The sequence below is a fragment of the Novosphingobium lindaniclasticum LE124 genome, assembly GCF_000445125.1.
In the GTDB taxonomy this organism is placed as follows: domain Bacteria; phylum Pseudomonadota; class Alphaproteobacteria; order Sphingomonadales; family Sphingomonadaceae; genus Novosphingobium; species Novosphingobium lindaniclasticum.
The window spans coordinates 1-21,360 of record NZ_ATHL01000156.1; the positions used below are offsets into that span (position 1 = coordinate 1).

The 21,360-nt window shown below is 65.5% G+C and carries 21 protein-coding genes and 2 tRNA genes; 8 read left to right on the forward strand and 15 right to left on the reverse strand.

Annotation, left to right across the window (positions count from 1 at the left end; all coding sequences use genetic code 11):
• The first annotated feature begins 105 nt into the window (after window positions 1-105).
• Window positions 106-182: transfer RNA gene (locus L284_RS46560), tRNA-Arg, on the forward strand.
• Window positions 183-235: 53 nt separating this feature from the next.
• Window positions 236-312 (forward strand) — tRNA-Arg (locus L284_RS46565).
• Window positions 313-464: 152 nt separating this feature from the next.
• Here the strand turns inward: L284_RS46565 and L284_RS46570 are convergent.
• Entirely contained in the window at window positions 465-1,073 is a 609-nt protein-coding gene (locus L284_RS46570; RefSeq protein WP_021236315.1) for a hypothetical protein, read from the reverse strand.
• Between the two features lie 393 nt (window positions 1,074-1,466).
• Between L284_RS46570 and L284_RS46575 the strand changes: the two genes are divergently transcribed.
• The 3 genes from L284_RS46575 to L284_RS46585 all read left to right on the forward strand — a co-directional run bounded on the left by L284_RS46575 (window position 1,467) and on the right by L284_RS46585 (window position 5,200).
• Window positions 1,467-3,002: a phospholipase D-like domain-containing protein gene (locus L284_RS46575; RefSeq protein ID WP_021236316.1), complete on the forward strand. Its 1,536-nt coding sequence runs from the start codon at window positions 1,467-1,469 to the stop codon at window positions 3,000-3,002.
• Complete coding sequence (gene folE, locus L284_RS46580) at window positions 2,999-3,607, forward strand: GTP cyclohydrolase I FolE (protein WP_021236317.1); 609 nt, start codon at window positions 2,999-3,001, stop codon at window positions 3,605-3,607. The genes L284_RS46575 and folE overlap by 4 nt, the downstream gene beginning before the upstream one ends.
• Before the next feature lie 147 nt (window positions 3,608-3,754).
• On the forward strand, window positions 3,755-5,200 hold the full coding sequence (locus tag L284_RS46585; protein ID WP_021236318.1) for a hypothetical protein: 1,446 nt from the start codon (window positions 3,755-3,757) through the stop codon (window positions 5,198-5,200).
• Between the two features lie 22 nt (window positions 5,201-5,222).
• Here the strand turns inward: L284_RS46585 and L284_RS46590 are convergent, their stop codons facing one another.
• The 7 genes from L284_RS46590 to L284_RS46620 form a co-directional block, all read right to left on the reverse strand.
• The gene (locus L284_RS46590; RefSeq protein ID WP_021236319.1) at window positions 5,223-6,239 is read right to left on the reverse strand and encodes a type II secretion system F family protein; all 1,017 of its coding nucleotides are present in this window, start codon (window positions 6,237-6,239) and stop codon (window positions 5,223-5,225) included.
• 18 nt (window positions 6,240-6,257) lie between these two features.
• Window positions 6,258-7,229: a type II secretion system F family protein gene (locus L284_RS46595; RefSeq protein WP_021236320.1), complete on the reverse strand. Its 972-nt coding sequence runs from the start codon at window positions 7,227-7,229 to the stop codon at window positions 6,258-6,260.
• Between the two features lie 28 nt (window positions 7,230-7,257).
• Window positions 7,258-8,544, reverse strand: coding sequence for a Flp pilus assembly protein ATPase CpaE (locus L284_RS46600; protein WP_021236321.1), 1,287 nt, complete (start codon window positions 8,542-8,544; stop codon window positions 7,258-7,260).
• A gap of 3 nt (window positions 8,545-8,547) precedes the next feature.
• Window positions 8,548-9,204: a CpaD family pilus assembly protein gene (locus L284_RS46605; RefSeq protein ID WP_052018474.1), complete on the reverse strand. Its 657-nt coding sequence runs from the start codon at window positions 9,202-9,204 to the stop codon at window positions 8,548-8,550.
• Window positions 9,205-9,218: 14 nt separating this feature from the next.
• Window positions 9,219-10,739, reverse strand: a complete 1,521-nt coding sequence (locus L284_RS46610; RefSeq protein WP_081674267.1) for a type II and III secretion system protein family protein — start codon at window positions 10,737-10,739, stop codon at window positions 9,219-9,221.
• A 59-nt stretch (window positions 10,740-10,798) separates the two neighbouring features.
• On the reverse strand, window positions 10,799-11,818 hold the full coding sequence (gene cpaB / locus L284_RS46615) for a Flp pilus assembly protein CpaB (protein WP_021236324.1): 1,020 nt from the start codon (window positions 11,816-11,818) through the stop codon (window positions 10,799-10,801).
• Between the two features lie 145 nt (window positions 11,819-11,963).
• Window positions 11,964-12,662, reverse strand: coding sequence for an A24 family peptidase (locus L284_RS46620; RefSeq protein WP_021236325.1), 699 nt, complete (start codon window positions 12,660-12,662; stop codon window positions 11,964-11,966).
• Window positions 12,663-12,748: 86 nt separating this feature from the next.
• Between L284_RS46620 and L284_RS46625 the strand changes: the two genes are divergently transcribed.
• Together L284_RS46625 and L284_RS46630 are read left to right on the forward strand one after the other, a co-directional pair.
• The gene (locus tag L284_RS46625) at window positions 12,749-13,777 is read left to right on the forward strand and encodes an alpha/beta fold hydrolase (protein ID WP_021236326.1); all 1,029 of its coding nucleotides are present in this window, start codon (window positions 12,749-12,751) and stop codon (window positions 13,775-13,777) included.
• A 6-nt stretch (window positions 13,778-13,783) separates the two neighbouring features.
• Complete coding sequence (locus tag L284_RS46630; RefSeq protein WP_021236327.1) at window positions 13,784-14,872, forward strand: NAD(P)/FAD-dependent oxidoreductase; 1,089 nt, start codon at window positions 13,784-13,786, stop codon at window positions 14,870-14,872.
• Window positions 14,873-15,061: 189 nt separating this feature from the next.
• On the opposite strand, the gene L284_RS46635 is transcribed toward L284_RS46630, so the two are convergent.
• The 4 genes from L284_RS46635 to ispH all read right to left on the reverse strand — a co-directional run bounded on the left by L284_RS46635 (window position 15,062) and on the right by ispH (window position 18,615).
• A complete protein-coding gene (locus tag L284_RS46635) occupies window positions 15,062-16,120 on the reverse strand; it encodes an FUSC family protein (RefSeq protein ID WP_235054621.1) in 1,059 nt (352 codons plus the stop codon).
• Between the two features lie 79 nt (window positions 16,121-16,199).
• The gene (gene rnhA / locus L284_RS46640; protein WP_021236329.1) at window positions 16,200-16,637 is read right to left on the reverse strand and encodes a ribonuclease HI; all 438 of its coding nucleotides are present in this window, start codon (window positions 16,635-16,637) and stop codon (window positions 16,200-16,202) included.
• Entirely contained in the window at window positions 16,634-17,623 is a 990-nt protein-coding gene (gene thrB / locus L284_RS46645) for a homoserine kinase (protein WP_021236330.1), read from the reverse strand. The genes rnhA and thrB overlap by 4 nt, the downstream gene beginning before the upstream one ends.
• Window positions 17,624-17,640: 17 nt before the next feature.
• Window positions 17,641-18,615 (reverse strand): 4-hydroxy-3-methylbut-2-enyl diphosphate reductase, encoded by a 975-nt coding sequence (ispH, locus tag L284_RS46650; protein ID WP_031343326.1) that lies wholly within the window; start codon window positions 18,613-18,615, stop codon window positions 17,641-17,643.
• A 67-nt stretch (window positions 18,616-18,682) separates the two neighbouring features.
• Here ispH and L284_RS46655 point away from each other — a divergent pair, with 67 nt between their 5' ends.
• Window positions 18,683-19,345 (forward strand): hypothetical protein, encoded by a 663-nt coding sequence (locus tag L284_RS46655; RefSeq protein ID WP_021236332.1) that lies wholly within the window; start codon window positions 18,683-18,685, stop codon window positions 19,343-19,345.
• Between the two features lie 195 nt (window positions 19,346-19,540).
• Here L284_RS46655 and L284_RS46660 read toward each other — a convergent pair whose 3' ends face one another.
• The 3 genes from L284_RS46660 to L284_RS46670 form a co-directional block, all read right to left on the reverse strand.
• Entirely contained in the window at window positions 19,541-20,320 is a 780-nt protein-coding gene (locus tag L284_RS46660) for a lysophospholipid acyltransferase family protein (RefSeq protein ID WP_021236333.1), read from the reverse strand.
• The gene (locus L284_RS46665; RefSeq protein WP_021236334.1) at window positions 20,317-20,754 is read right to left on the reverse strand and encodes a Fur family transcriptional regulator; all 438 of its coding nucleotides are present in this window, start codon (window positions 20,752-20,754) and stop codon (window positions 20,317-20,319) included. Before L284_RS46665 ends, L284_RS46660 begins: the two co-directional genes overlap by 4 nt.
• Window positions 20,755-20,862: 108 nt before the next feature.
• A complete protein-coding gene (locus tag L284_RS46670) occupies window positions 20,863-21,309 on the reverse strand; it encodes a MucR family transcriptional regulator (RefSeq protein ID WP_021236335.1) in 447 nt (148 codons plus the stop codon).
• Between the last annotated feature and the right edge of the window lie 51 nt (window positions 21,310-21,360).

The following is a 21,360-nucleotide window of genomic DNA, read 5'->3' on the forward strand; positions in this document are numbered from 1 at the left end:
CATCAGACTACGAATCTGAGGGTCGGACGTTCGAATCGTTCCGGGCGCACCATTCTTCTTCAAGGCTTCGGTATTGAACGAGAGTGGCACCCATAGGGCAAATGTGCGCCCGTAGCTCAGCTGGATAGAGCATCAGACTACGAATCTGAGGGTCGGACGTTCGAATCGTTCCGGGCGCACCATTCTTCTTCAAGGCTTCGGTATTGAACGAGAGTGGCACCCATAGGGCAAATGTGCGCCCGTAGCTCAGCTGGATAGAGCATCAGACTACGAATCTGAGGGTCGGACGTTCGAATCGTTCCGGGCGCACCACTTGCACTGACACACGAAGAACCCCGCGGAGCAGCAGCTCAAGCGGGGTTTTTCGTATGTTCGATCCGTGACCGAACGAACGCTCCGGCGAATCGAAAAGGGCCGGAGGTCTGCACCTCCGGCCCTCGATCGTTCTGCCGTGCTGCGGGCTTTTACTGACCGCTGGGGGCTTCGGTTGCAGCAGCCGAAGCCGAAGGGGTTGCCTGGGCATCGGCGCCCGGCTGGCCACCGGCACTGGCCTGAAGCTGCGAGTTGAACGCCGTGGCGGTCATGCCAAGCGTCAGCGACTTGTCGGCACCCAGGCCGAAGTAGGACTTCTTGAGCTGTGCTACCGAGCCGTTGTTGAGGGCGACGAAGACCTCTTCGCCCTCGACCTTGCTGACGGTGCCGAGAACGACGCCGTCGCTGCTCTTGATCGGCTTGTCTGCGACGAATGCGGTGGCGAGTTCGGCGCTGCTCTCGGCCTTGGCGCCGTTCACGGCGGCTTCGAGGTCGGCCTTGTTCATGCCGATGGTGAGGCCCTTTTCACGCATGGCGAAGGATGCAGTCGGCAGACCGGCGCGGGCGGTGCCGGTGTTGACGGTGACGACGCCGCTCTGAACCGCCTCGACGGTGCCGACTTCGGAGCCATCGGGACCGAAGACCTTGGCACCCACGGTCGGGGCTGCGGCAGCAGCGGCGGCCGGTGCGCCCTGGGCCATCGCGGCCATGGGGGACAGAGCGGCAGCGGCGATCGCGGCGGCGATGAGGGATTTCTTCATGGCGTACTCCTTCTCGATGCGGGAACCGACGAGTGGTCCCGGCTCGGGGAGCTCCTGAGCGCAGTCGCACGCGCAGGAGCGGAAATGACGGTCCAGGAAATTCACGACCCGGACGGTTTGTTCCGGCCCGAAGGCCGAAGGTTCGTCCCGTGTCCGCGGACATTCTGAGAGACGAACTTTGACGGTGCATGTTGCACACTTGCAACGGAATGGCCGCTGAACAGTGCCGGATCAACCGCCAAAGTGGCACTTTTTTGCGATGAAACGGCGGAAAACCGCCATTCCGCGATTCCAGGGGCGGTGGATTGTGCCATCTGTCGGACAAATGGGGGCGGAACCGCGCGGGATCTGCATGCTTGATCCGGGGCGACGGGTGATCCAGCAAGGCAGGTGATGAAAGACAATTCCGTGAAGCAGGGTGACGAGGCGAACGCCGTTTCGTCATCGGTCTGGCGCTATGCCATGGCCAAGCGCGCCTATGTGGTGATCGACGCCGCCGACTACTTCGACCTCATGCGCGGGGTCATGGAGGAAGCGCGCCAGCGGATCTTCCTGATCGGCTGGGATTTCGATTCGCGGATTCTGCTCTCCTCCGGGCGGCGCTGGTGGCAGGGCGGCAGGCGCAAGCGCTTTCCGGCGCGCCTGGGGTCATTCATCGTCTGGCTGGTGCGCAACAATCCGCAACTGGAGATCCGGTTGCTGAAGTGGAACGTCTCGCTGGTGAAATCGCTGTTTCGTGGGACGATGGTCTTCGACCTGCTTCGCTGGGCAAGGCAGAAGCGGATCGACTTCAAGTTCGACAGCGCCCATCCGATCGGATGCAGCCACCACCAGAAGATCGTGGTGGTGGACGACGTCTTCGCGGCCTGCGGCGGGATCGACATGACCACCGATCGCTGGGATACGCCGGACCACTTGCCCAAAGACCCGCGCCGACGGCGACCGAGCGGGCGGCTCTACGGCCCCTGGCATGATGTGACGATGCTGATGGAGGGCGAAGTCGCGGCGGCTCTGGGGGAACTCGGGCGCGAACGGTGGAAAGTAGCGGGCGGCGCGGAGATCGCACCTTGTGTGCCGCAGGAATTCAGCCCTTGGCCGGACAAACTTCGCGCCGAGTTCGAAAACGTCGAGATCGGCATCGCCCGCACCCGAGCGGAGTACGGCGACTGTCCGCAAGTCAGTGAGATCGAGGCCCTTTTCGCCGAGCAGATCCGCCGTTCCCGACGGTTCGTCTATGCCGAGACGCAATACTTCGCTTCCCGGGCGATAGCCGAGGCGATCTGCGAACGGCTTCTCGAAGACGATCCGCCGGAGTTTCTGATCGTCAATCCGCTGACGGCCGATGGCTGGCTGGAGCAGTTGGCGATGGATTCCGCGCGGGTGGAACTTCTCCGCACGCTGAAGGATGCCGATCATGCCAAGCGCTTTCGCATCTATTATCCGGTGGCGGCGGACGGGACGCCGATCTACGTCCATGCCAAGCTGATGATCGTCGACGACGAAATTCTGCGCGTGGGTTCCGCCAATATGAACAACCGTTCGATGGGGCTCGATTCGGAATGCGACGTCTTCATCGACACGGCGCGGCCCGCCAATGCGCATGTCTCTCCCACCATCGCCGGGCTGCGCCACCGGCTGCTGGCCGAGCACTGCGGCGTGTCGCAGGAAGCCATCGCCGAGGCGCTGGATCGCCATGGCTCGATGTTGGCGGCGGTAGAAAGCCTTGTGCCTTCGGGCAAACATCTGGAACCCTTGCCCTTGAAACATCTCACCGAAGCTGAAAGAGCGCTCGGTGAAAGTGCTCTGCTCGACCCGGAACGGCCTGGGGAGATGTTCGAGCCGATCGAGCGGCGCGGTCTCTTCCGCCGCAAGGGGCGGCTCATGCGGCTGCGTCTTAGGAACCGATTGCAAAGGAGTAAGAAGGGATGAGCAGCCTCGACGGTCCCGACGAGGACAACCCGCAGGGCAAGCCCGCCGTCCCGGAGCATGTGCAGCAGGCCATCCGCACGCTGATCGAGTGGGCCGGTGACGACCCTTCGCGGGAGGGACTGCTCGATACGCCCAAGCGCGTGGCGCGGGCGTGGAAGGAATATTGCCAGGGCTATGGCGAGGATCCGGCGTTCCATCTCAGCCGCGTGTTCGAGGAAGTGGGCGGATACGACGAAGTCGTGCTGCTGAAGGACATCCCGTTCCAGTCGCACTGCGAGCATCACATGGCTCCGATCATCGGCAAGGCGGCGATCGCCTATCTGCCGAAGAATCACGTCGTCGGCATCTCGAAGCTGGCCCGCGTCCTCCACGGCTTCGCGCGGCGCCTGCAGATCCAGGAACGACTGACCGCCGAAGTGGCGCAGTGCATCTGGGATCATCTCCAGCCCCAAGGCGTGGCTGTGGTGATCGAGGCCAGCCATGCCTGCATGACCGCGCGCGGCGTAAGGACGCCGGGCGTCGGCATGATCACCAGCCGCATGATGGGCACTTTCCTCGACGACGAACGCAGCCGCAAGGAAGTGCTGAGCCTGATGGGCTACTGATCGGCAGGCCGTCGCCGCTTGCGGCGGCCTGCTGCCGGCGCAGGAACTCTCATCCGCTTATCCCCGCTTGCGCTGTGGACGGGACTTGCACGGCCCCCTTCGCTCCGGCGAAGGAAAGGCCGTGCCAGGCACCCCGGGGGACATGAGTTGAGCGTAGGGACCGAATTCATCGACAGGCAGGACTCGTTTAGCCACAAGGCGGCGCTCGGCTTGATCGCTGCGCTCGTGCCGGCGGCGATGCTGGTGGTGCTGTTGCTGCGCCGGGTGTGGGATGTCGATATCTTCTGGCAGCTCAAGCTGGGCGAGATCATCCTTGCCCACGGCGGACCGATCTCTGGCGAGCCTTTCGCCGCCCTTCATCTGGGAGAACCCTTGCCGGCGGTGGGCTGGCTGGCTCAGGCGAGCATGGCCTTCGTCCGCTCGGTCGGCGGCTGGGACGCGCTTCGCGTCTATGACGCACTGTGCTGGCTGGGCGGGTTCTGGGCCGTCGCTGTCGCTTGCCGGATGCGCGGGGCTTCGCGAGTGGCGGTGGCTGCCGCGTTGGTCCTCGCCTTCATTGCAGCGCTTCCCACTGCGAGTGTTCGGCCGCAGAGCTACGCCTCCTTGTGTTTCGGGCTCTTGCTCGCCTTGCAGCGCCTGGACCAGCGCCCGGGCGTCAGCCTCCTGCTGGGCGTACCCTTGCTCGTGCTCTGGCAGAACCTTCATCCCTCGGTCGGCATTGGCGCGCTGGCTCTGGGCATCCAGACGGCCTTGGGTGCCTTTGTTTGGTGGCGGGATCGCAGCCAGCCTCTGCCCCTGGTCTCCGCAATCCTGACCCTGGCCGCGATCGTCGCGATCTTCGCGACGCCGGACGGGTTTTCGATCCTTGCCATCTCCGCCGCCAATGCCGAAATGAGCCTTGCCATCGGCGCCAGTGAATGGCGGCCGCTCTGGATCGAAGGCAACTGGGCCAATGCCGCTCCGGTGCTGATCACCGCTGCAACCTCGCTTTACCTCCTGCTGCGTGCGCGAGAGCGCGTGGCGGCGCGCGAACTGCTGCTGGCACTCGCGCTGTTCGTGCTGACGGCTACGGCCTACCGTTTCGTGCTGTTCTGGGCCGTGGCCATGGTGCCCGTCCTTGCAAGGGTCATGACGAGCCCTGAAAGCGAACTGGATCGCGGCGGACCGCGCTGGCTGGCCGTGGCGGCCGTAGTGCTGGTGGCGGCGATCATGCCGATCGCTGCGCCTACCCGTTTCTCGCCGAGCCTCCCGCTGGGGGCGATCGCGCATCTCCAGCGCGAGGACGTGCGCGGTACGATCTATGCCGATTTTCCTTATGGAGGCCCCGTCATCGATGCGGGTTGGCCGCAATGGCGCGTCGCCTATGACGGGCGCTACTATCGGTATCCGCGCGAGGAATGGCGCTATAACGGAGGGATCGAGAACGGCTATGTCCCGCTTGTCGATGTGATCGCCAAGTGGCACCCGTCCGCTTTCCTGATCCAGGAAGATCACAATGCACCGCTTGCCGGAGAGCTGGCGCGGTCCAGGCAGTGGCGAAAGGTCTATCGCGGCCCGGACGGGGTCGTCGTCTACGTTCCCCGGGTGCGTTAGAGCCGGGCTGCTTCGAGGGGGATCACTTCGGCGGCGCGTGCGGTTCGCCACCGGAGAAGGCGTCGGCGATGGAACAGGCGGCCGGACCCAGAATCACGATGAACAGCGTCGGCAGGATGAACAGGATCAGCGGCACCGTCATGATCGCCGGCAGGCGCGCGGCCTTTTCCTCGGCGCGCATCATGCGTTCGTTGCGGAACTCGGCCGAAAGTACGCGCAGGGCCGATGCCAGCGGCGTCCCGTAGCGCTCGGTCTGGATCATGGTGGTGACGACGCCGCGCATGGCATCCAGATCGACGCGGTAGGCCAGGTTTTCGAACGCCTGGCGCCGCTCGGTCAGGAACGAGAGTTCGATCGAGGTTAGCGAGAATTCCTCGCCCAGTTCAGGATAGGCACGGCCAAGTTCACGCGCGACACGGTCGAACGCGGCATCCACGGTAAGGCCTGCTTCCGCGCAGATAACCAGGAGGTCCAGCGCATCGGGCAGGCCTTTGCGGATCGCGTCGGTGCGCTTGGTGACCATGTTCTTGATGAAGATGTCCGGCCCCTTGTAGCCGGCGATCAGCATCGCCGCGAAGCCCATGAACTTCTTGAAGCTGCTCCACTGCGGAAAGTAGTCGATGCCGTAGATCACGAGGGCTGCGGTGCCGCCCATCACGATCGGGGCCACAAGTCTGGCGAAGACCACCGCGACCGCCCATTCCTTGTTGCGGATACCGGCCTGGGCCAGCTTCCGCTCGATATCGCGCAGCTGGCTGTCCTGCAGCATCTTGAGCTTGCCCAGGAAAGCCCCCATGCGGTCGGTGGTCTCGTTGCGGCGCACCACGCTCTGGCGCTTGCGCGGCGCACTCGCGATCCCGGCTTTCAGGGCCTCGCGGCGCTGGTTGAGCGCCTTGACTCGCTTGGCCATGGGATCGCGTACCGTCACGGCCGCATAGATCGCCAGCAGCACGGCCGCGGCGGCAACCGCCGCCAGCACGGTGCCGACGAGGATCATGTCGAACCCGAGCAGAGTCGGGCCGGCGGGTTGAGGGGGCATCGTCCGTCTTCCCTTCGCTCAGATCTCGAAACTGACCATCTTGGCCATGATGAAAGCGCCGATCCCCATCCAGATCGCGCCGCCCATTCCCGCAACTGTCAGGCGATCGTCGGTGAAGAACTTGCCGATATAGCCGGGGTTGATCCACCAGATCATGCCGAAGACGATGAACGGCAGGGCGCCGACGATATAGGCCGAGGCTTTCGATTCCGAACTCATGGCGCGGATCTTCAGCTTCATCTGCGAGCGCTTGCGCAGCACCTCCGACAGGTTGGCCAGGGTCTCGGCAAGGTTGCCACCGGTTTCGCGCTGGATCGCCAGGGTGATGCAGAAGAAGTTGAATTCCGGTATGTCGAGGCGGTCGGCAGTGTCCTGGAGCGCGTCTTCCATGGTCTTGCCGATCTTGATGCGCTCGGTGACGAGCTTGAATTCCTCGCCGACAGGGCCGGGCACTTCGCGGGCGACGACGCCGAGCGTCTCGGTCACCGGCAGGCCGGAACGCAGCCCGCGCACCAAGAGTTCGATGGCGTCGGGAAACTTGCCGTTGAAGGCGTTGGTGCGGCGGGAAATCAGCTTGGTCAGCACGAAGTGCGGAACGCCGGCCCCCATGAAGAGGCCGAAGGCAAGCGCCAGGATGAGCGCCTGCGTCTTCAGCAGGACGATGAGCGTGACGAACAGCCCCAGGCCGATCGAGACGTAGAGGTACTGGTTGAGCGACCAGCTTACCCCCGAGCGATGCAGGCGCAGCGCCAGCGCGTCGATCCGCGAACCAGAACCGGCAGCCTTGTGCATTTTCGGGCGGCGCGCGGCCACAGCCTTGCGCATCTGCGCTTCGACGCGGTCGGTCGTGCTTTGGGAATGGCGGTAGCGCACGGACTTCAACCGGCGTGCGGATTCCTTGGCGGGCGAGGGGCCCGCGAAGGCGATCCACAGGAGCGCCAGCACGCTTCCCAGGCCTGTCGCCACCAGCACGATCTGTATCATGTCCATCGCTGCGTCCCGCCCGCTGCCGGCCTCCTCAGCGGGAGGCCATGTCCTTCTTCGGGGCGGCCTTGCTCATGAAGGCCTTGAGGTCGAGCTTGCCGAGCAGGGACGGCTTGATCGCGGGCTCGGCCGGGGAAGCGCCGGGACCGCGGATCTCTTCGAGGATCATGCGCGAAAGGTCGCGGATCGCCGCGCCCGCACGGTTCGTGCGGTTGGTGTCGGCGAAAGCCTGGCCCAGCTTGGCGGCCATCGATGCCGCCTTGAGATCGTAGGGGATCGAAAGGTGGACCGGCGATTCGATGGAGGCTTCGAAATCGGCCTTGGTGATCTCCGCCAGGCTCGGCTGCACCTTGTTGGCGGCAACGATGACGCGGGCATGCGGGGAATGCGCCTTGAGCCAGGACAGCATCCGAATGGCGTCTCGCGCCGAGGCCAGCGTCAGTTCGACGACGAGCACCACCACGTTCACATTGGCGAGCAACTGCGGGAAGTTCACCAGCATGTTGCGCGGCATGTCGATCACGGTCGTCTCGAAGGCCTGGCGGAACTCCTCCTCCAGTTGCAGGAAGGCAGAACCGTCGGTCATCAGCGGCGTACCGATCGGCGCTTCGGCCGACAGGATCGCCAGGTTGTCGTTCGCGCGGATCATGGCGCGCTCGATAAAGAGGCCGTCGATGCGGCTGGGATTCTCGATCGCGTCGGTCAGGCCGCGCCCGGGTTCCAGATCGAGGCAGAGCGCGCCCGTGCCGAAATGGATGTCGAGGTCGAGCAGGGCGGTCGGCAGCTTGTCTTCGGCGCTGAACAGCCATGCCAGCGAGGTCGCGAGAGTCGAGGCGCCCACGCCGCCGCGCGTGCCGATCACCGCCGTCGAAAGATGGGAACTGGCGACGGCGGTCTCCTGACCGCGCGGGGCCGAGAACACCGCCTGCGCATGGGACAGTGTGTCTCGCACGGTCGCGGGCGAGAGCGGCTTGAGCAGGTAGTCGTGAATGCCGCTGGCGAGCAGGTCGCGGTAGAGCCGCACATCGTTGACCTGGCCCACCGCGATCACGATCGTGCCGGGCTCGCAGACTTCGGCAAGGGCATTGATGTCGTTCAGCGGGTCGCCGCTTTCCGACAGGTCGACCATGAGGATGTTGGGACTGGCCGTGATCGACAGCGACTGCACTGCATTGCGCAGGCCGCCCTTGTTGCACTTTTCGGGCTGCCAGCCCATTTCCAGCGCGATCGGGCGCAGCACGTCCTGCGAGGCTTCGTCGCACATATAGGCGGCGAACTGGTCGCGGCTGACCGGCGTACCGGATTTCCAGGCTGCGTTCATGCCTCAGTCTGCCTTGCTGGACGTGGCGGAGACGGTGTTGCCGCCGGTGGGCGCGGCATTGCGGTAGGCGCCGATCGCCTTGGACGCGGTCATGACCGTGGTCTCGCCGGTGGCTTGCGCGCCGTGGACGAGGTCTTCGGGATTGGCGACCATGGCCGCGAGGTTGGCATTGGTGGCGCAGCCGTAATTGCTGGTGAGTCCATTGTTCGGGTTGAAGTCGCTGCGGGCGGACCAGTCGGGGCAGCCGGGGACCGAGGCCTTGAAGCGGGCGACGACGATCCGCGCGGTTCCGGCACCGACAGCACCTTCGGTGACCGGCGCGCCTTCGGCCAGTGCGATGCCGTAGCGATCGGCGACCGCCTCCACGGCACTGCGCGTTCCGGGATTGCCGTTGGGATCGTCCACGAAGATGCGGTCGCCGTACTTGAGGCCCATGGCCTCGAACCATCCCGCGAGCCGGGTCTGCTCGCCGGCGCCCAGGCCGGAACCGTCCGTCCTGACGTCCAGGGTGTAGTTCACGCGTTCGACCACCGGCTGGTGCACGCTGTTCATCGAACGGTTGGACGGCATGCCGCCGCAACCGGCAAGCAGCAGCCCGAGCGACAGGACGAGTGTGCCGGCTGCAAGGCGGCCGGTGCGGGGCGCGATCGGGAGGGGCATCGGGTTCATCTTTCTCACTTCAGGCTGAAGCCGGGACGCGGCGCAGGATCCGCGCCGGAACGCTTTGCGGGCCTTGCGGCAGCGGCAGGTGCACGGGGCATTCCGGGGGCCGCGCCTTCGATCGCGGCGTCGGAGCGTTTCTTGCCGCTGACCCCGGCGCTTTCCATGTTGCCCAGCAGGCGCTGAAGGTCGTTCGGTGCGTTGAAGCCGTCGGTCGGCAGCACGATCTGGGAAGCGTCCACGGGATTGACGAGGTAGGGCGTGACGACGATGACCAACTCGGTTTCGCCGCGCCGGTAGCTCGTGGAGCGGAACAGCGAGCCGAGGACCGGCAGATCTCCCGCTCCAGGCAGCTTCTGGATGGTGTTGGTCGAATTGTTGCTCAGCAGCCCGGCGATCATGAAGCTCTGGCCGGAGCCGAGTTCCACGGTCGTCTCGGTGCGGCGCACGGTGAGGGCAGGCACTTCGTAGCCGTTGAAATTCACCGCGCCCTGGCTGGAGAGTTCGGAAACCTCCGGCCGCACGCGCATGGAAATGCGGCCGTTGGCCAGGACGGTGGGCGAATAGCTGAGGCTGATGCCGTACTTCTTGAACTCGATCGAGGTCGTGCCGAGCGCCTGGCTGATCGGGATCGGATATTCGCCGCCCGCCAGGAATTCGGCGGTTTCGCCCGAAAGCGCGGTCAGGTTCGGCTGGGCGAGCGTGGTGACAAGGCCGATCGTCTCGCCGGCATCGAGCGAGCCGAGGATGTTCACGCCCAGCAGCTTGCCGGCTGCGGCCAGCGTACTGCCGCTGGACCCCGTCGCGACGCTGGAGCCTGGAACCTTGGTGCCGTCCGGCAGAGTCACGGTAACTTCGCCGCCCACGCCCATCGGCAGGCCTGGCGCATGGTTCTGAATCGCGCCCTGACCCAGTCCGAACTTGAACCCGCCGGTGCCGTCGATGGTGGACATGTTGACCGCGAGTGACTTGACCAGCGTCCGGCTCACTTCCGCGATGCGGACCTGGAGGTTGACCTGCAGCGGGGTGGCCATGCGCAAGCGGCTGATGACGTTGGCGTCCTTGCCGACGTAGGCCTGGACCAGCCGTTCCGCTTCGGCGGCATCCTCGGGGGTCTTGACGGTGCCGGTCAGCAGGAACGTGCTGGAACCCATCGTCGAGACGCCGATCCGCGCTTCCGGCATCGCCAGGCGCAGCATCGCATCCACGCTGTCCAGATTGGAGCCAACGCGGACGGTTGCTGACCAGATCACCGCACCGGCGGCGTTGCTGGCATAGACGGTGGTCGTGCCGCCTGCCTTGCCGAACAGGTAGAGCTGCCGGGCGCTCTTTACCTGAACGTCGGCCACGGCATCGTTGGCAACGAAAACGTCCGCCATGGCGCCGGGCAGGCTGACCAGTTGGCCGTTGCCGATCGAAAGCGAAACGTCCTGCGCGGGGTGGACCACGGACTGGGCAAGGGCGGGAGCAGGGCTCGTCAGCGGCGCCAGCGCGCAGGCCGCGACCAGCAGGGATTTGATAAGGCGCGGTGGCATCGGGTTACCCTTCGTCGGATGGATGCGCGGCGAGGTGAAGCGGTCTTGCAAGCGGAGCATCAGCGGTTGCCGACGGATTCTTCGGTGGTTTCCTTGCCGCGGGTCACCCGCACGACGGGGCCGGTCCTGACGGGAGCAGCGGCAACCGCTGAGGGCGTACCGGATGCTGCGACCGTCCGAACGGCGGCCTCGGAAGCGATCGCGGGACGGCTCGAGCGTTGAAAACGCGAGACGTCGCCGCCGGTCATGTACGTGGAGGCGCCCTCGATCGGCCGGTTCATGGCGTTGCGCATGAGCTGCTCCTCCTGCTCGCGTGTCGCGCCTTCGGGCACTTGGACGTCGCCGCTGGCAAGGATGCGCTCGAACTCACCCTGGCTGTCGGCAATGGCGCGCAGGGAGAGGCTGAGGGTGCCGATCTCCTGCGCCACGGCCACCTTCTCGGCAATGCGCGGGGTTACTTCGAGAGTGACGGTGCTGAAGGCGTGGACCACGGTCTTGCCGTCCACCACTTCGTTGTCGGTCGCCTGGTCGGTGGCGAGCACGCGCAAGTTGCGCAGGATCGTTTCCGAAGCGCGCAGAGCCTGGCCGCCGTCGCTGCCGGCGACTTGCTGGGTCAGCACCAGATCGACATGGTCGCCCGGGAAGACGAAGCCGCCGACTCCGGTCTTGGCCGAGACGGGAATGGTCACGGCGCGCATGCCCGGTCCGAGCGCGGCGGCCAGGAAGCCGCGATCGCCCGGTGCGACGAGCGCGCCCTGCGTCACCGGCTGGCCGGCGGTGATCGGGAAGCGGACGACGGTGCCGAGCAGCTTCTGCATGTCGGCCTGGCCGTCGATGAAATAGGCATCCTTCACCAGTTCCGTCGGCCAGTCCTGATAGGAGACGGCATCGGCGGTGATGATCGTTCCGACGGTCAGCGCACGCTGGGCGACCAGGACCTTGGGACCGGTCGGCTGCGCGGTCGCCACCGCCTGCGCCTGCGGCGCGGCGGAGCCGGCGAACATGGAGCGGGCGCCCATCGCCGTCACCACTGCGATCAGCAGCGCGGCGAACAGCAGCACCAGCTTCTTCCTATCCATCTCTATGCCACCCTTTGAACGTCTCGGAGGCCGCAGCGTCCGAGCCGGAAACCCCTGTGCCCGTGATCACTCGCCCCAGCCCCGGCAGCTGCGCACGGGTAGGAGCAAGCCTGTGTAGAATCGCGTAAAATGGTTAAAATCGAGTTCATCGAACAAGGGTGTTCAAAAACACCTGTTCACCCATGACCCAGAGCGCCGCGGCTGAAATGGCGACGCCGTAAGGGATGGGCAGGCGCGATTTCTGCCGGCGCATGATGTGGCGAAAACCGAACAGGAACAGCGCCGCGATCGCGAGTGCCGGGAGCGCCAGCATCCATGCCTGCGGCAGGGCGTCGTGGATGGTCACGAGCCTGCGGGGGGAGATCACCGGCCGGTGCGTCGCCAGCGCATGGACTATCGAGGCCGCTGCCCAGACCCAGCCGAGAGCGACGATCCAGGCCACCGCATCGCGCAGCTTTTCGTCCGGCACACGCTCCATGTTGAAGGCCGCCATCGCGATCGAGGCGCCGCCACCGATCATCGCCATGAGCACGATCACTTGCCCGAAGCTGCCCGGTGCGAACCACAGGGCCAGCGCAGCGAGCAGCTTGACGTCGCCCCCGCCCATCTGGCGTAGTGAGAAGAGTACGCAGGCGATGCCGAAAGTCAGCAGGGCCAGCCCGAGTTGCCAGGCCACGTCGCTCCAGCCGAACCCCAGCGACCACCACCACAGCGGCGCGGCCAGCGCAATCCCCAGATTGAGCGTATTGTCGATCTCGCGGCGCTTGAGATCGGTGAAGGCGGCAACCAGCAGGGCGATTGCCAATGCCAGCAGCAAGGCATACGAAAAAGCTCCGCTCGGCATTCGTGAAGTCCCCCTAGGTCGGGTCCGCCATCTAGCGAATCTCGCTTACTAAACAGTAACCACCCATTGAGGCCGTAGTCCGCGACGTGACCATCCCAGCGACCCAGAACAAGCCCGAGCCTGGCGACTTTTCGCCTTCCTTCAGAGAGATCGCACAGCAGGCTGCCAAGGCGCGGCGAGCGATCCCCGAAGGTGTCGTCGAGAGTTTCTGGACTGGCCCAAGCGGGCCTGAACCCCTGCGCCGGATCGACTGGCCCCAGGTCACCCAGGCCGAGGCAAGAGGCTCGATCCTGTTCCTGCCTGGGCGCGGTGACAGTTATGAAAAGTGGCTGGAAACCCTGGAGCAATGGCATCTCGAAGGCTGGGCCGTCAGCTCGATCGACTGGCGAGGACAGGCGCTCAGCGGTCGTTTCGGTCTCGATGCGACCACCGGGCACGTCCCCGACTTCAACCTCTGGATCGAGGATCTCGCCGCGTTCTGGAGCGACTGGGTCGCGGATCGTCCGGGGCCGCATGTGCTCATCGGTCATTCGATGGGCGGACATCTCGCCCTGCGCGCCGTTGCCGAAGGGAAGGTGAAACCGGACTCGCTCGTGCTGTCCGCGCCGATGCTCGGCATCCATCCTGCCTGGATAGCGCCCGGCGTGCTCCACGCCGTGGCGCGGGGGATCGTCCGGTTCGGCGATTCACGCCGCCCGGCCTGGAAGCACAGCGAAAAGCCCGAACTCCTGCCGCAGGCCCGCTCGCGCCTGCTCACGCACGACAAGGGCCGCTATGCCGACGAGGACTGGTGGCGCAGCCGCCGCCCAGGGATCGCCATGGGACCGGCAAGCTGGGGCTGGATCGAACGCGCGCTCGCCTCGATCTGTCTGCTGGACCGCAAGGCCATGCTCGAAGCGGTGCAGGTGCCGGTGCTCCTGCTGGCGACGCGTCACGACGGCCTCGTCTCCTGGCCCGCGATCCGGCGCGCCGCCCGCAGGCTGCCCCATGCCGAACTCCTGGCTTACGGCCACGAAGCGCGCCACGAGATCCTGCGCGAGAGCGATCCGATCCGTGATCGGGCACTCGCGGTCATTCGGGACTTCCTGAACCGGACCGCCCTCGTTAGGGGCTGATCCCCTATGGATGCGAGGTTCGATATCGTCGTAGTGGGCGCCGGCATGGCAGGCGCCTCGCTGGCCGCCCGGCTCGGAGACCGGGCGCGCGTATTGGTGATCGAGGCCGAGGATCGCCCCGGCTATCATGCAACCGGTCGCTCCGCAGCGTTCTGGACGGAGAGCTATGGCGGCCCGCTGGTCAAGCCGCTCACTACCGCGTCCGGGCCGGAGCTTCACCGTCTCGGCGTGCTGACCCCGCGCGGCGCGCTGACCATCGGCCGCATGGGCCAGGAGCGCCAGATCGCCGCTTTCGCCGAGACTTACGGCGGCGTCGGCATCGAGGTGTCGACACTGAACCGCGCGGAGATCGCCGCCCGCGTTCCCGACCTCAAGGCCGAATGGACCTGCGGCGTGCTGGAGCCGAGCACCTGCGACATCGATGTGGCCGCACTCCACCAGCACTACCTTGCCGCAGCCCGGAAGGCCGGCGTGGACCTGTGGTTGCGGGCAGGCCTCGCCGCCGCCGAGCGCATACCCGGCGGTTGGGCGCTCGCGCTCGCCGATGGTCGCCGCGTCGGCTGCGACGTGCTGGTGGACGCGGCGGGAGCCTGGGCCGATGCAGTGGCAGGCAAGGCCGGCGTCCACCCGCTGGGCATCGCACCCTATCGCCGCACCATCGCACAAGTCGCGGTCGAGCCCGTTGCGCCCGATGCGCTGCCTCTGGTCCTCGACGTCGGCGGGCGGTTCTACTTCAAGCCGGAAAGCGGCCGCCTCTGGCTGAGCCCGCACGATGAAACGCCGAGTTCCCCCTGCGATGCCGCGCCGGAGGAGATCGACGTGGCGCTGGCGATCGACAGGTTCGAGCAGGTGGTGGACCGTCCGGTTCTCCGCGTCGAACACCGCTGGGCGGGCCTGCGCTCTTTCGCGCCGGATCGGTTGCCGGTCTACGGCTTCGATCCGCAGGACGGCGCGTTTTTCTGGTTTGCCGGCCAGGGTGGCTTCGGCATCCAGACGGCGCCTGCCGCGGCTGTGCTGGGGGCGGGGTTGTTGCTCGGGCAGGAGGGCGGAGAAGTCGATCCTCGGCCGTTTGGAGCTGGAAGATTTCAGAGGTAGCAGTCCTGGGGGATGATCCCCCAGACCCTCGGACTGTCGACGCCCCGCATGACCTGGCCGTTTGGCGCTCCTTGCGGCGCAGCCATCAAGTTTCCCTACGCAGCCATGGGCGTGCGAGGTTGTCGGTCAGCGTCACCTGGCCATTCTGGGGGTGCAGGGGGGGCTATGCTGCGCTGCTTGTCCTTTTCTTCACTCGTTATTCTCAACCTGCGGACCCATCCCGGCACGCTTCCGCCCCGGCGCGAAGAAGTGCCAGACCAGCAGTACCGGCTCCAGCACCGCCATGCCGACGAAGATGCTGATCAGCCGGTGCACCGCAGGCATGATCTCGGCATCGGCATAGGAATCGGGCACCAGCACGACCAGCACGGCCAGCGTGAACTGGAGCCCGAGATAGGTGACGTTCGGAAGTCCGTTCTCGATATGCCGCCCGATGACGATGCCCAGGCAGGTTCCGGCGATCAGCACCGGCGCGCTGCCTTGGGCCAGCAGGAGAATGGCAAGCGCGAGCCCACCGCCGGCAAGGCAGCCGAGCGTGCGCTGGAACAGGCGGCGGGTGACGGGGACGAAGCCGCTGGCGCCGATCCCGCTGACCGGCACGATCATCACGGCCATCACGGTGACGGCGGCCTGAGCCATCTGTGGAAGCTGGAGCAGCGCGTGCAGCGCCGGAAGCACGGCGATGGCGATCCCCGCCTGCGCGGCGTGGCGTGCGGCGTGAGGGTGCCATTTCATTCGCTCGGGTGCGGGCTTGCGGCCGGCGAGCCATTTCCTTCCCGCGAGCGTGGCGGCGGTGAGGCTGACGATCACGCAGGCTACGGTGCCGGCGAGGACTTCGAGGAGGCGGGTCTGAGCGAAATGAATGGTGTCGAGGTCGGGGTGCTCGAGCTTGTCGAGCAGGATCATCTCGAACGTCAGGCCGAACAGCAGCCAGGCATAGGCACGCCGCGCGGTGATCATGCCGTAGAGACCGATCGCGCCGACCAGCGCGGCGCTGGCCATGGCGAGCGGCAGCGAGTGGGCGGCATAGGGCACGATCGCCAGCGCCAGCAGTGAGCCTATGGCGGTTCCGGCGATGCGCAGGACGCCGCGCAGCAATGTCTCGGCGGCCTCGCTCTTGAGCAGGACGAAGGCGGTGAAGGCCGCCCAGGCCACGAACCGGGCACCGATCAGGTGCGCGAAGGAGATCGCCAGCAGAACCGAGGCGACGCAGGCCCATTCGTCGGCCATGCGCGGGCCGGGCTTCACCAGCGCGCGAAGTTCCTCGCGCAGACGGTTTCGAACGGCGGGAAGGCCAGGTTCGGAAGCGGGCAGCGGCGCGCTCCCGCTACTTCCCGGCGGCGACCGCCGCGTCGCTGGCGAGCTTGTCCACGCGTTCGTTCTCGACATGGCCGGAGTGGCCACGCACCCATTCCCAGTGGACCTTGTGGCGAGCGACCGCCTCGATCAGGTCATGCCAGAGATCGGCATTGCGCACGGGTTGCTTGCTGGCGTTTACCCAGCCCTTCTTCTTCCAGCCGTGGACCCATTTGGTGATGCCGTCGATCACGTATTTGCTGTCGGTCTTGAGCGTGATCTCGCAAGGCTCGGTCAGGGCGTTGAGGCCCTTGATGACGGCGGTCATCTCCATGCGGTTGTTGGTGGTGTCCGGTTCGCCGCCGGACATCTCCTTTTCATGGACGCCCATGCGCAGCAGCACGCCCCAGCCACCGGGACCGGGATTGCCCTTGCAGGCGCCGTCGGTGAAGATCTCTACCTGCTTCATGCTGCGAATATGCCGGAATTGGCCGGATCGGCATAGAATTCGAGACGGCGGGCGAAGGCCATCGGGTCCTTCGGTGTGACGAGTGCGTCTTCCGGCGTGTTCAACCAGTCGTAGGCACGGGTCGCAAGAAAGCGGATCGCCGCGCCGCGTGCGAGGATCGGCAGGGCGGCGCGTTCGGCATCGGAAAGCGGGCGCACGGCTTCGTAACCCTGGATCAGCGCGCGCGACAGTTCGGGGCGGAACTGCGTACCGTCGTTGCTGAAGCACCAGGCCGCGTGGGTGACGACGACGTCATAGGCCAGCAGGTCGGTGCAGGCGAAGTAGAAGTCGATCAGGCCGGTGACCTTGCTGCCCAGCATCAGCACGTTGTCGGTGAAGAGATCGGCATGGATCACACCGCTGGGGAGGTCGGAAGGCCACTGTCCGGCCAGGCCTGCCAGTTCGCGCTCCACGAGCGCGCCAAGATCGGGGTCGATCGATTCCAGCCCTTCGCGGGTGCAGTCGCCCAGCAACTGCTGCCAGGCGGGCAGGTCGAGCGAATTGATCCGCGATTTTTCGAAGTCGGCGGAGGCGAGATGGATTTGCGCCAAGGCCGCACCGACTGCCCTCGCTTGGGCAGGGGTCGGTTCGGATACGGAAACGCCCGGCAGGAATTCGATCAGCGCCAGCGCCTTGCGGTTCTCCCCCTCGCCGATGAAGCGGTGACTGGCGCCGCCCCGGTCGTGCATGGTGCGCGGTACCGGGCAATCACGCGCGGCCAGGTGGTCGAGCAGGTCAAGGAAGAAGGGCAGGTCGGAGATATCCGTGCGGCTCTCGTAGACCGTCAGGATGAAACGACGGGCTTGCTCGCCCTGCTGAGTTTCGATCAGCCAGTTGCTGTTCGAGACGCCCTCGGCGATGCCCTTGGCCGAGATCAGGACGCCGACATCGAAAGTCTCGATGATCGCGGACATCTCCTCCGCGCCGAGCCGGGTATAGACTGCCATGACTTCTAGGAACCCCTTCAGCGGGCGAGCTGGCGCGGCAGCTTGAACGTGATGGTTTCCTCCGCCGTCACCCGTTCCTCCGATTCGACTTCGCGCAGTTCCTTGATCCGCGCGATGACCTCGTTCACCAGTTCCTCCGGCGCCGAGGCACCTGCCGTGAGCCCCAAGGTATCGATAGTCGTCAACCACTCGGGGTCGATATCGGCGGCGCGCTGGATCATCTGGCCGCGCGACCCGGCGCGTTCGGCCACTTCGACCAGACGCAGCGAGTTGGAGCTTTTCGGCGAGCCGATCACCAGCACCAGTTCGCAGTCCGGGGCGATGCGCTTGACGGCGGTCTGGCGGTTGGAGGTGGCGTAGCAGATGTCCTCCTGCTTCGGCGCCACGACTTGCGGAAAGCGCGCTTCGATCGCAGCGATGATCGCGGCGGTGTCGTCCACGGAGAGCGTGGTCTGCGAAAGGTAAGCCAGTTCGCTCCCGGCGGGAACCTGGACGGTGGCGACATCTTCCACGGTTTCGATCAGGCTCATGTTGCCTTCGGGGACCTGTCCGAAGGTGCCGATCACTTCCGGGTGCCCGGCGTGACCGATGAAGAGGATATGACGGCCGTCCGCGATCTGGCGCTCGGCCTGGCGGTGAACCTTGCTGACCAGCGGGCAGGTGGCGTCCAGCCAGTCCAGTCCGCGCGCCGTTGCCTTGGCCGGCACCGACTTCGGCACGCCGTGCGCCGAGAAGATCACCGGCACTCCGTCCGGCACCTGGTCGACGCTTTCGACGAAGACCGCGCCCTTGGCCTTGAGGGTGTCCACCACGAACTTGTTGTGCACGATTTCGTGCCGCACGTAGACCGGCGCACCGTAGATCTCGATCGCGCGCTCCACGATCTCGATCGCGCGGTCCACACCGGCGCAGAAGCCGCGCGGGGCGGCAATCAGCAGGCGCAGCGGCTTGGCAGGGCGGGACGGGTTCGGAGATGGAAAGGGCGCGTTCATGAATGGGGCTCTAGCGCTTTGCCGCTCGCGCCGCTAGGGCAAGCCGACGTCTTCGAGGAACCTCACGATGAATGCACGCCGCCTGACTGCCACTGTTCTCTGCTCCGCCGCCGCGGTGACCGCGCTGAGCGGCTGCGCCAAGAAGGGTGAGATCGTGGTCGATTCGGGCGTCGGCATCACGGCCGTGCGTTCGGCGTGCCCGGCAGTCGGCATCCCCGACTACACCGGCGACGTGACCCTGTTCCGCGCTCCGAACGACCGCACGGCCGGTAACATCGACCTCGAAGCGGCGATGACGAACGTGCGCACCACCTGCAACGATCAGGGGAGTGACAAGGTCTTCGCGAAAGTGGAATTCGATGTCCTTGCCCGCCGCAACGACAAGCAGGGCGCGCGCCAGGTGACTCTGCCCTACTTCGTTTCCGTGCTTCAGGGCGGATCGGCCGTGGTTTCCAAGCGCGTCGGCCGGGTTACCCTGAACTTCGCCGATGGCCAGGACCGGGCGCAGTTCCATGCGACCGGCTCGGCCTTTATCGATCGCGCCGCGGCGACGCTGCCGGCCGACATTCGTGAAAAGATCACGCGCAAGCGCAAGGCGGGCGATGCGGACGCTGCGGTCGATCCGCTGTCGGATCCTAGTGTGAAGGCGGCGGTCGCGCGCTCGAGCTTCGAAGTGCTGGTGGGGTTCCAGCTTGATGAAGCGCAGCTAGCTTACAACGCTACGCGTTGATTTGAAGGTAAGAGGACGTCCTGGGGGATGATCCCCCAGACCCCCGGAACGTAGACGGCGCGCACGATCTATCCGTTTCGCGCTCCCTGCGGCGAAGCCATCAAGTTTTCTGACGCAGCCATGGGCGCACTATGAAGTCAGTCTGCGTGACCTTGGCATTCCTGGGGGTGCAGGCGTGGGCTATGCTTCCCCTGCTTAGTCTTTTCTACTTGCCTCTTCGATAGCCCGCTGCGCGGACCGCGCCATTGCCTTGCGGTCGCGGCGATCTTCGCCGGCCAGTGGCGGCAGTAAGTGCAGTGTGACGCGCACGGCTTTCCGGCGGGCAAGTATCCGCAGCGCATTGTCTAGCCCCGGCTCGTCACCGACCCAGGCGATCTCGGCAGCATCGTGCCCATAGTCGATCCAGACGGGCTGCGCGGTGACGCTGTCATCCTCCGTACCGATAGCCGACAGCAGGGATGACTTGAACGGCAGCAATTGCGTTCCGGCGGAAGTCGTGCCTTCCGGGAAGATCGTCAGAGCTCCCGTCTCCTTCAGCGCCTTGCGTATCTGCTCGACCTGGTCTGACACCGTGCTGCGGCGGTGGCGGGCGATGAAGACGGTGTCGTTGAGAGCGCAGAGCCAGCGCAAGGGGGCGAAGTCGGCAAGACCGTCGTGCGCGATGAAGGCGGTGCCGGTGGCGCCGGCCAAAGCGGGTATGTCCAGCCAGCTGACATGATTGGCCAGAAAGAAGGTGCCAGTGATCGGCGGCGTGCCGAGGACGGTCACGCGCAGGCCGGCTATCGTGCCCACCCATCGCAAGAAGTGACGGGGCACCGGATTGCGCGCGGTGAAGGGGGCGACGAGGTAGTAGGCCGAAACGCAGAGCAGCAGCAGGGCTGCCAATGCGATAAGGCGGATCGCGATCAGGGGCCAGTCCCAGAGCGCGATCCGCCTTGTCGGTTCGGAAGCGGTGGCCGAAGGCCTTGGCTTCACTTGCGAACTTCGCCTTCCTCGCGATCGATCCGCACGCCGAACAGTTCCATGCGGTGATCGACCAGCCGGAAGCCGAGCTTCTCGGCGATCTGGCGCTGCAGGGATTCCAGTTCGGGGTCCACGAATTCGATGACCTGACCGCTTTCGACGTCGATCATGTGGTCGTGATGCGCTTCGGGAGCCGCTTCGTAGCGGGCGCGGCCGTCACCGAAATCATGGCGATCGAGGATGCCTGCTTCCTCGAAGAGGCGGACGGTACGATAGACGGTAGCGATCGAGATGCCCGGATCCAGCGCCGTGGCGCGTTCATGGAGCTTCTCGACGTCGGGATGGTCGGTACTCTCGGACAGCACCCGAGCGATGATGCGGCGTTGTTCGGTTATCCGAAGGCCGCGTTCGGCGCAGAGGGCTTCGAGGTCGATAGGTTGGTTCACGTTTGACCCGTATCAATGAAAAGGCACGGCGACCTAGATAGGCCGCCGTGCCTTCAATCACAACCGGAGAACGTCGATCGAAGCGACCGGCGTTTCTCGTTCGACGCCTTATGCGGCGGCGTTTTTCGGCTTGCGACCGCGGCGGGCGTTGGGCTTGCGGCCAAGGCCGATCTTCTTGGCCAGTTCGCGGCGCTTCTCGGCATAGTTGGGAGCGACCATCGGATAGTCGGCAGGCAGGTTCCAGCGCGCGCGATACTCTTCCGGGGTCATGTTGTAGTGCGTCATGAGGTGACGCTTGAGCATCTTGAGCTTCTTGCCATCTTCCAGGCAGACGATGTAGTCGGGCTTTACCGAAGCGCGAACCGAGACAGCGGGTTCCGGCTTCTCTTCCTCGACGATGGGCGCGCCGCCAAGTCCGGCGAGAGCGCCGTAGACATTGGTGATGAGCGCGGGAAGATCTTCGACACCGACACTGTTGTTGCTGACGTGAGCAGCAACGATGTCCGACGTGAGCGTGATCAACGTCTCGTTGGCATCAGCCTGGATGTTTTCCATTACTATACGACCTTTTATTGCGACCATTATTGGAATCGGCGGCCATTCAAG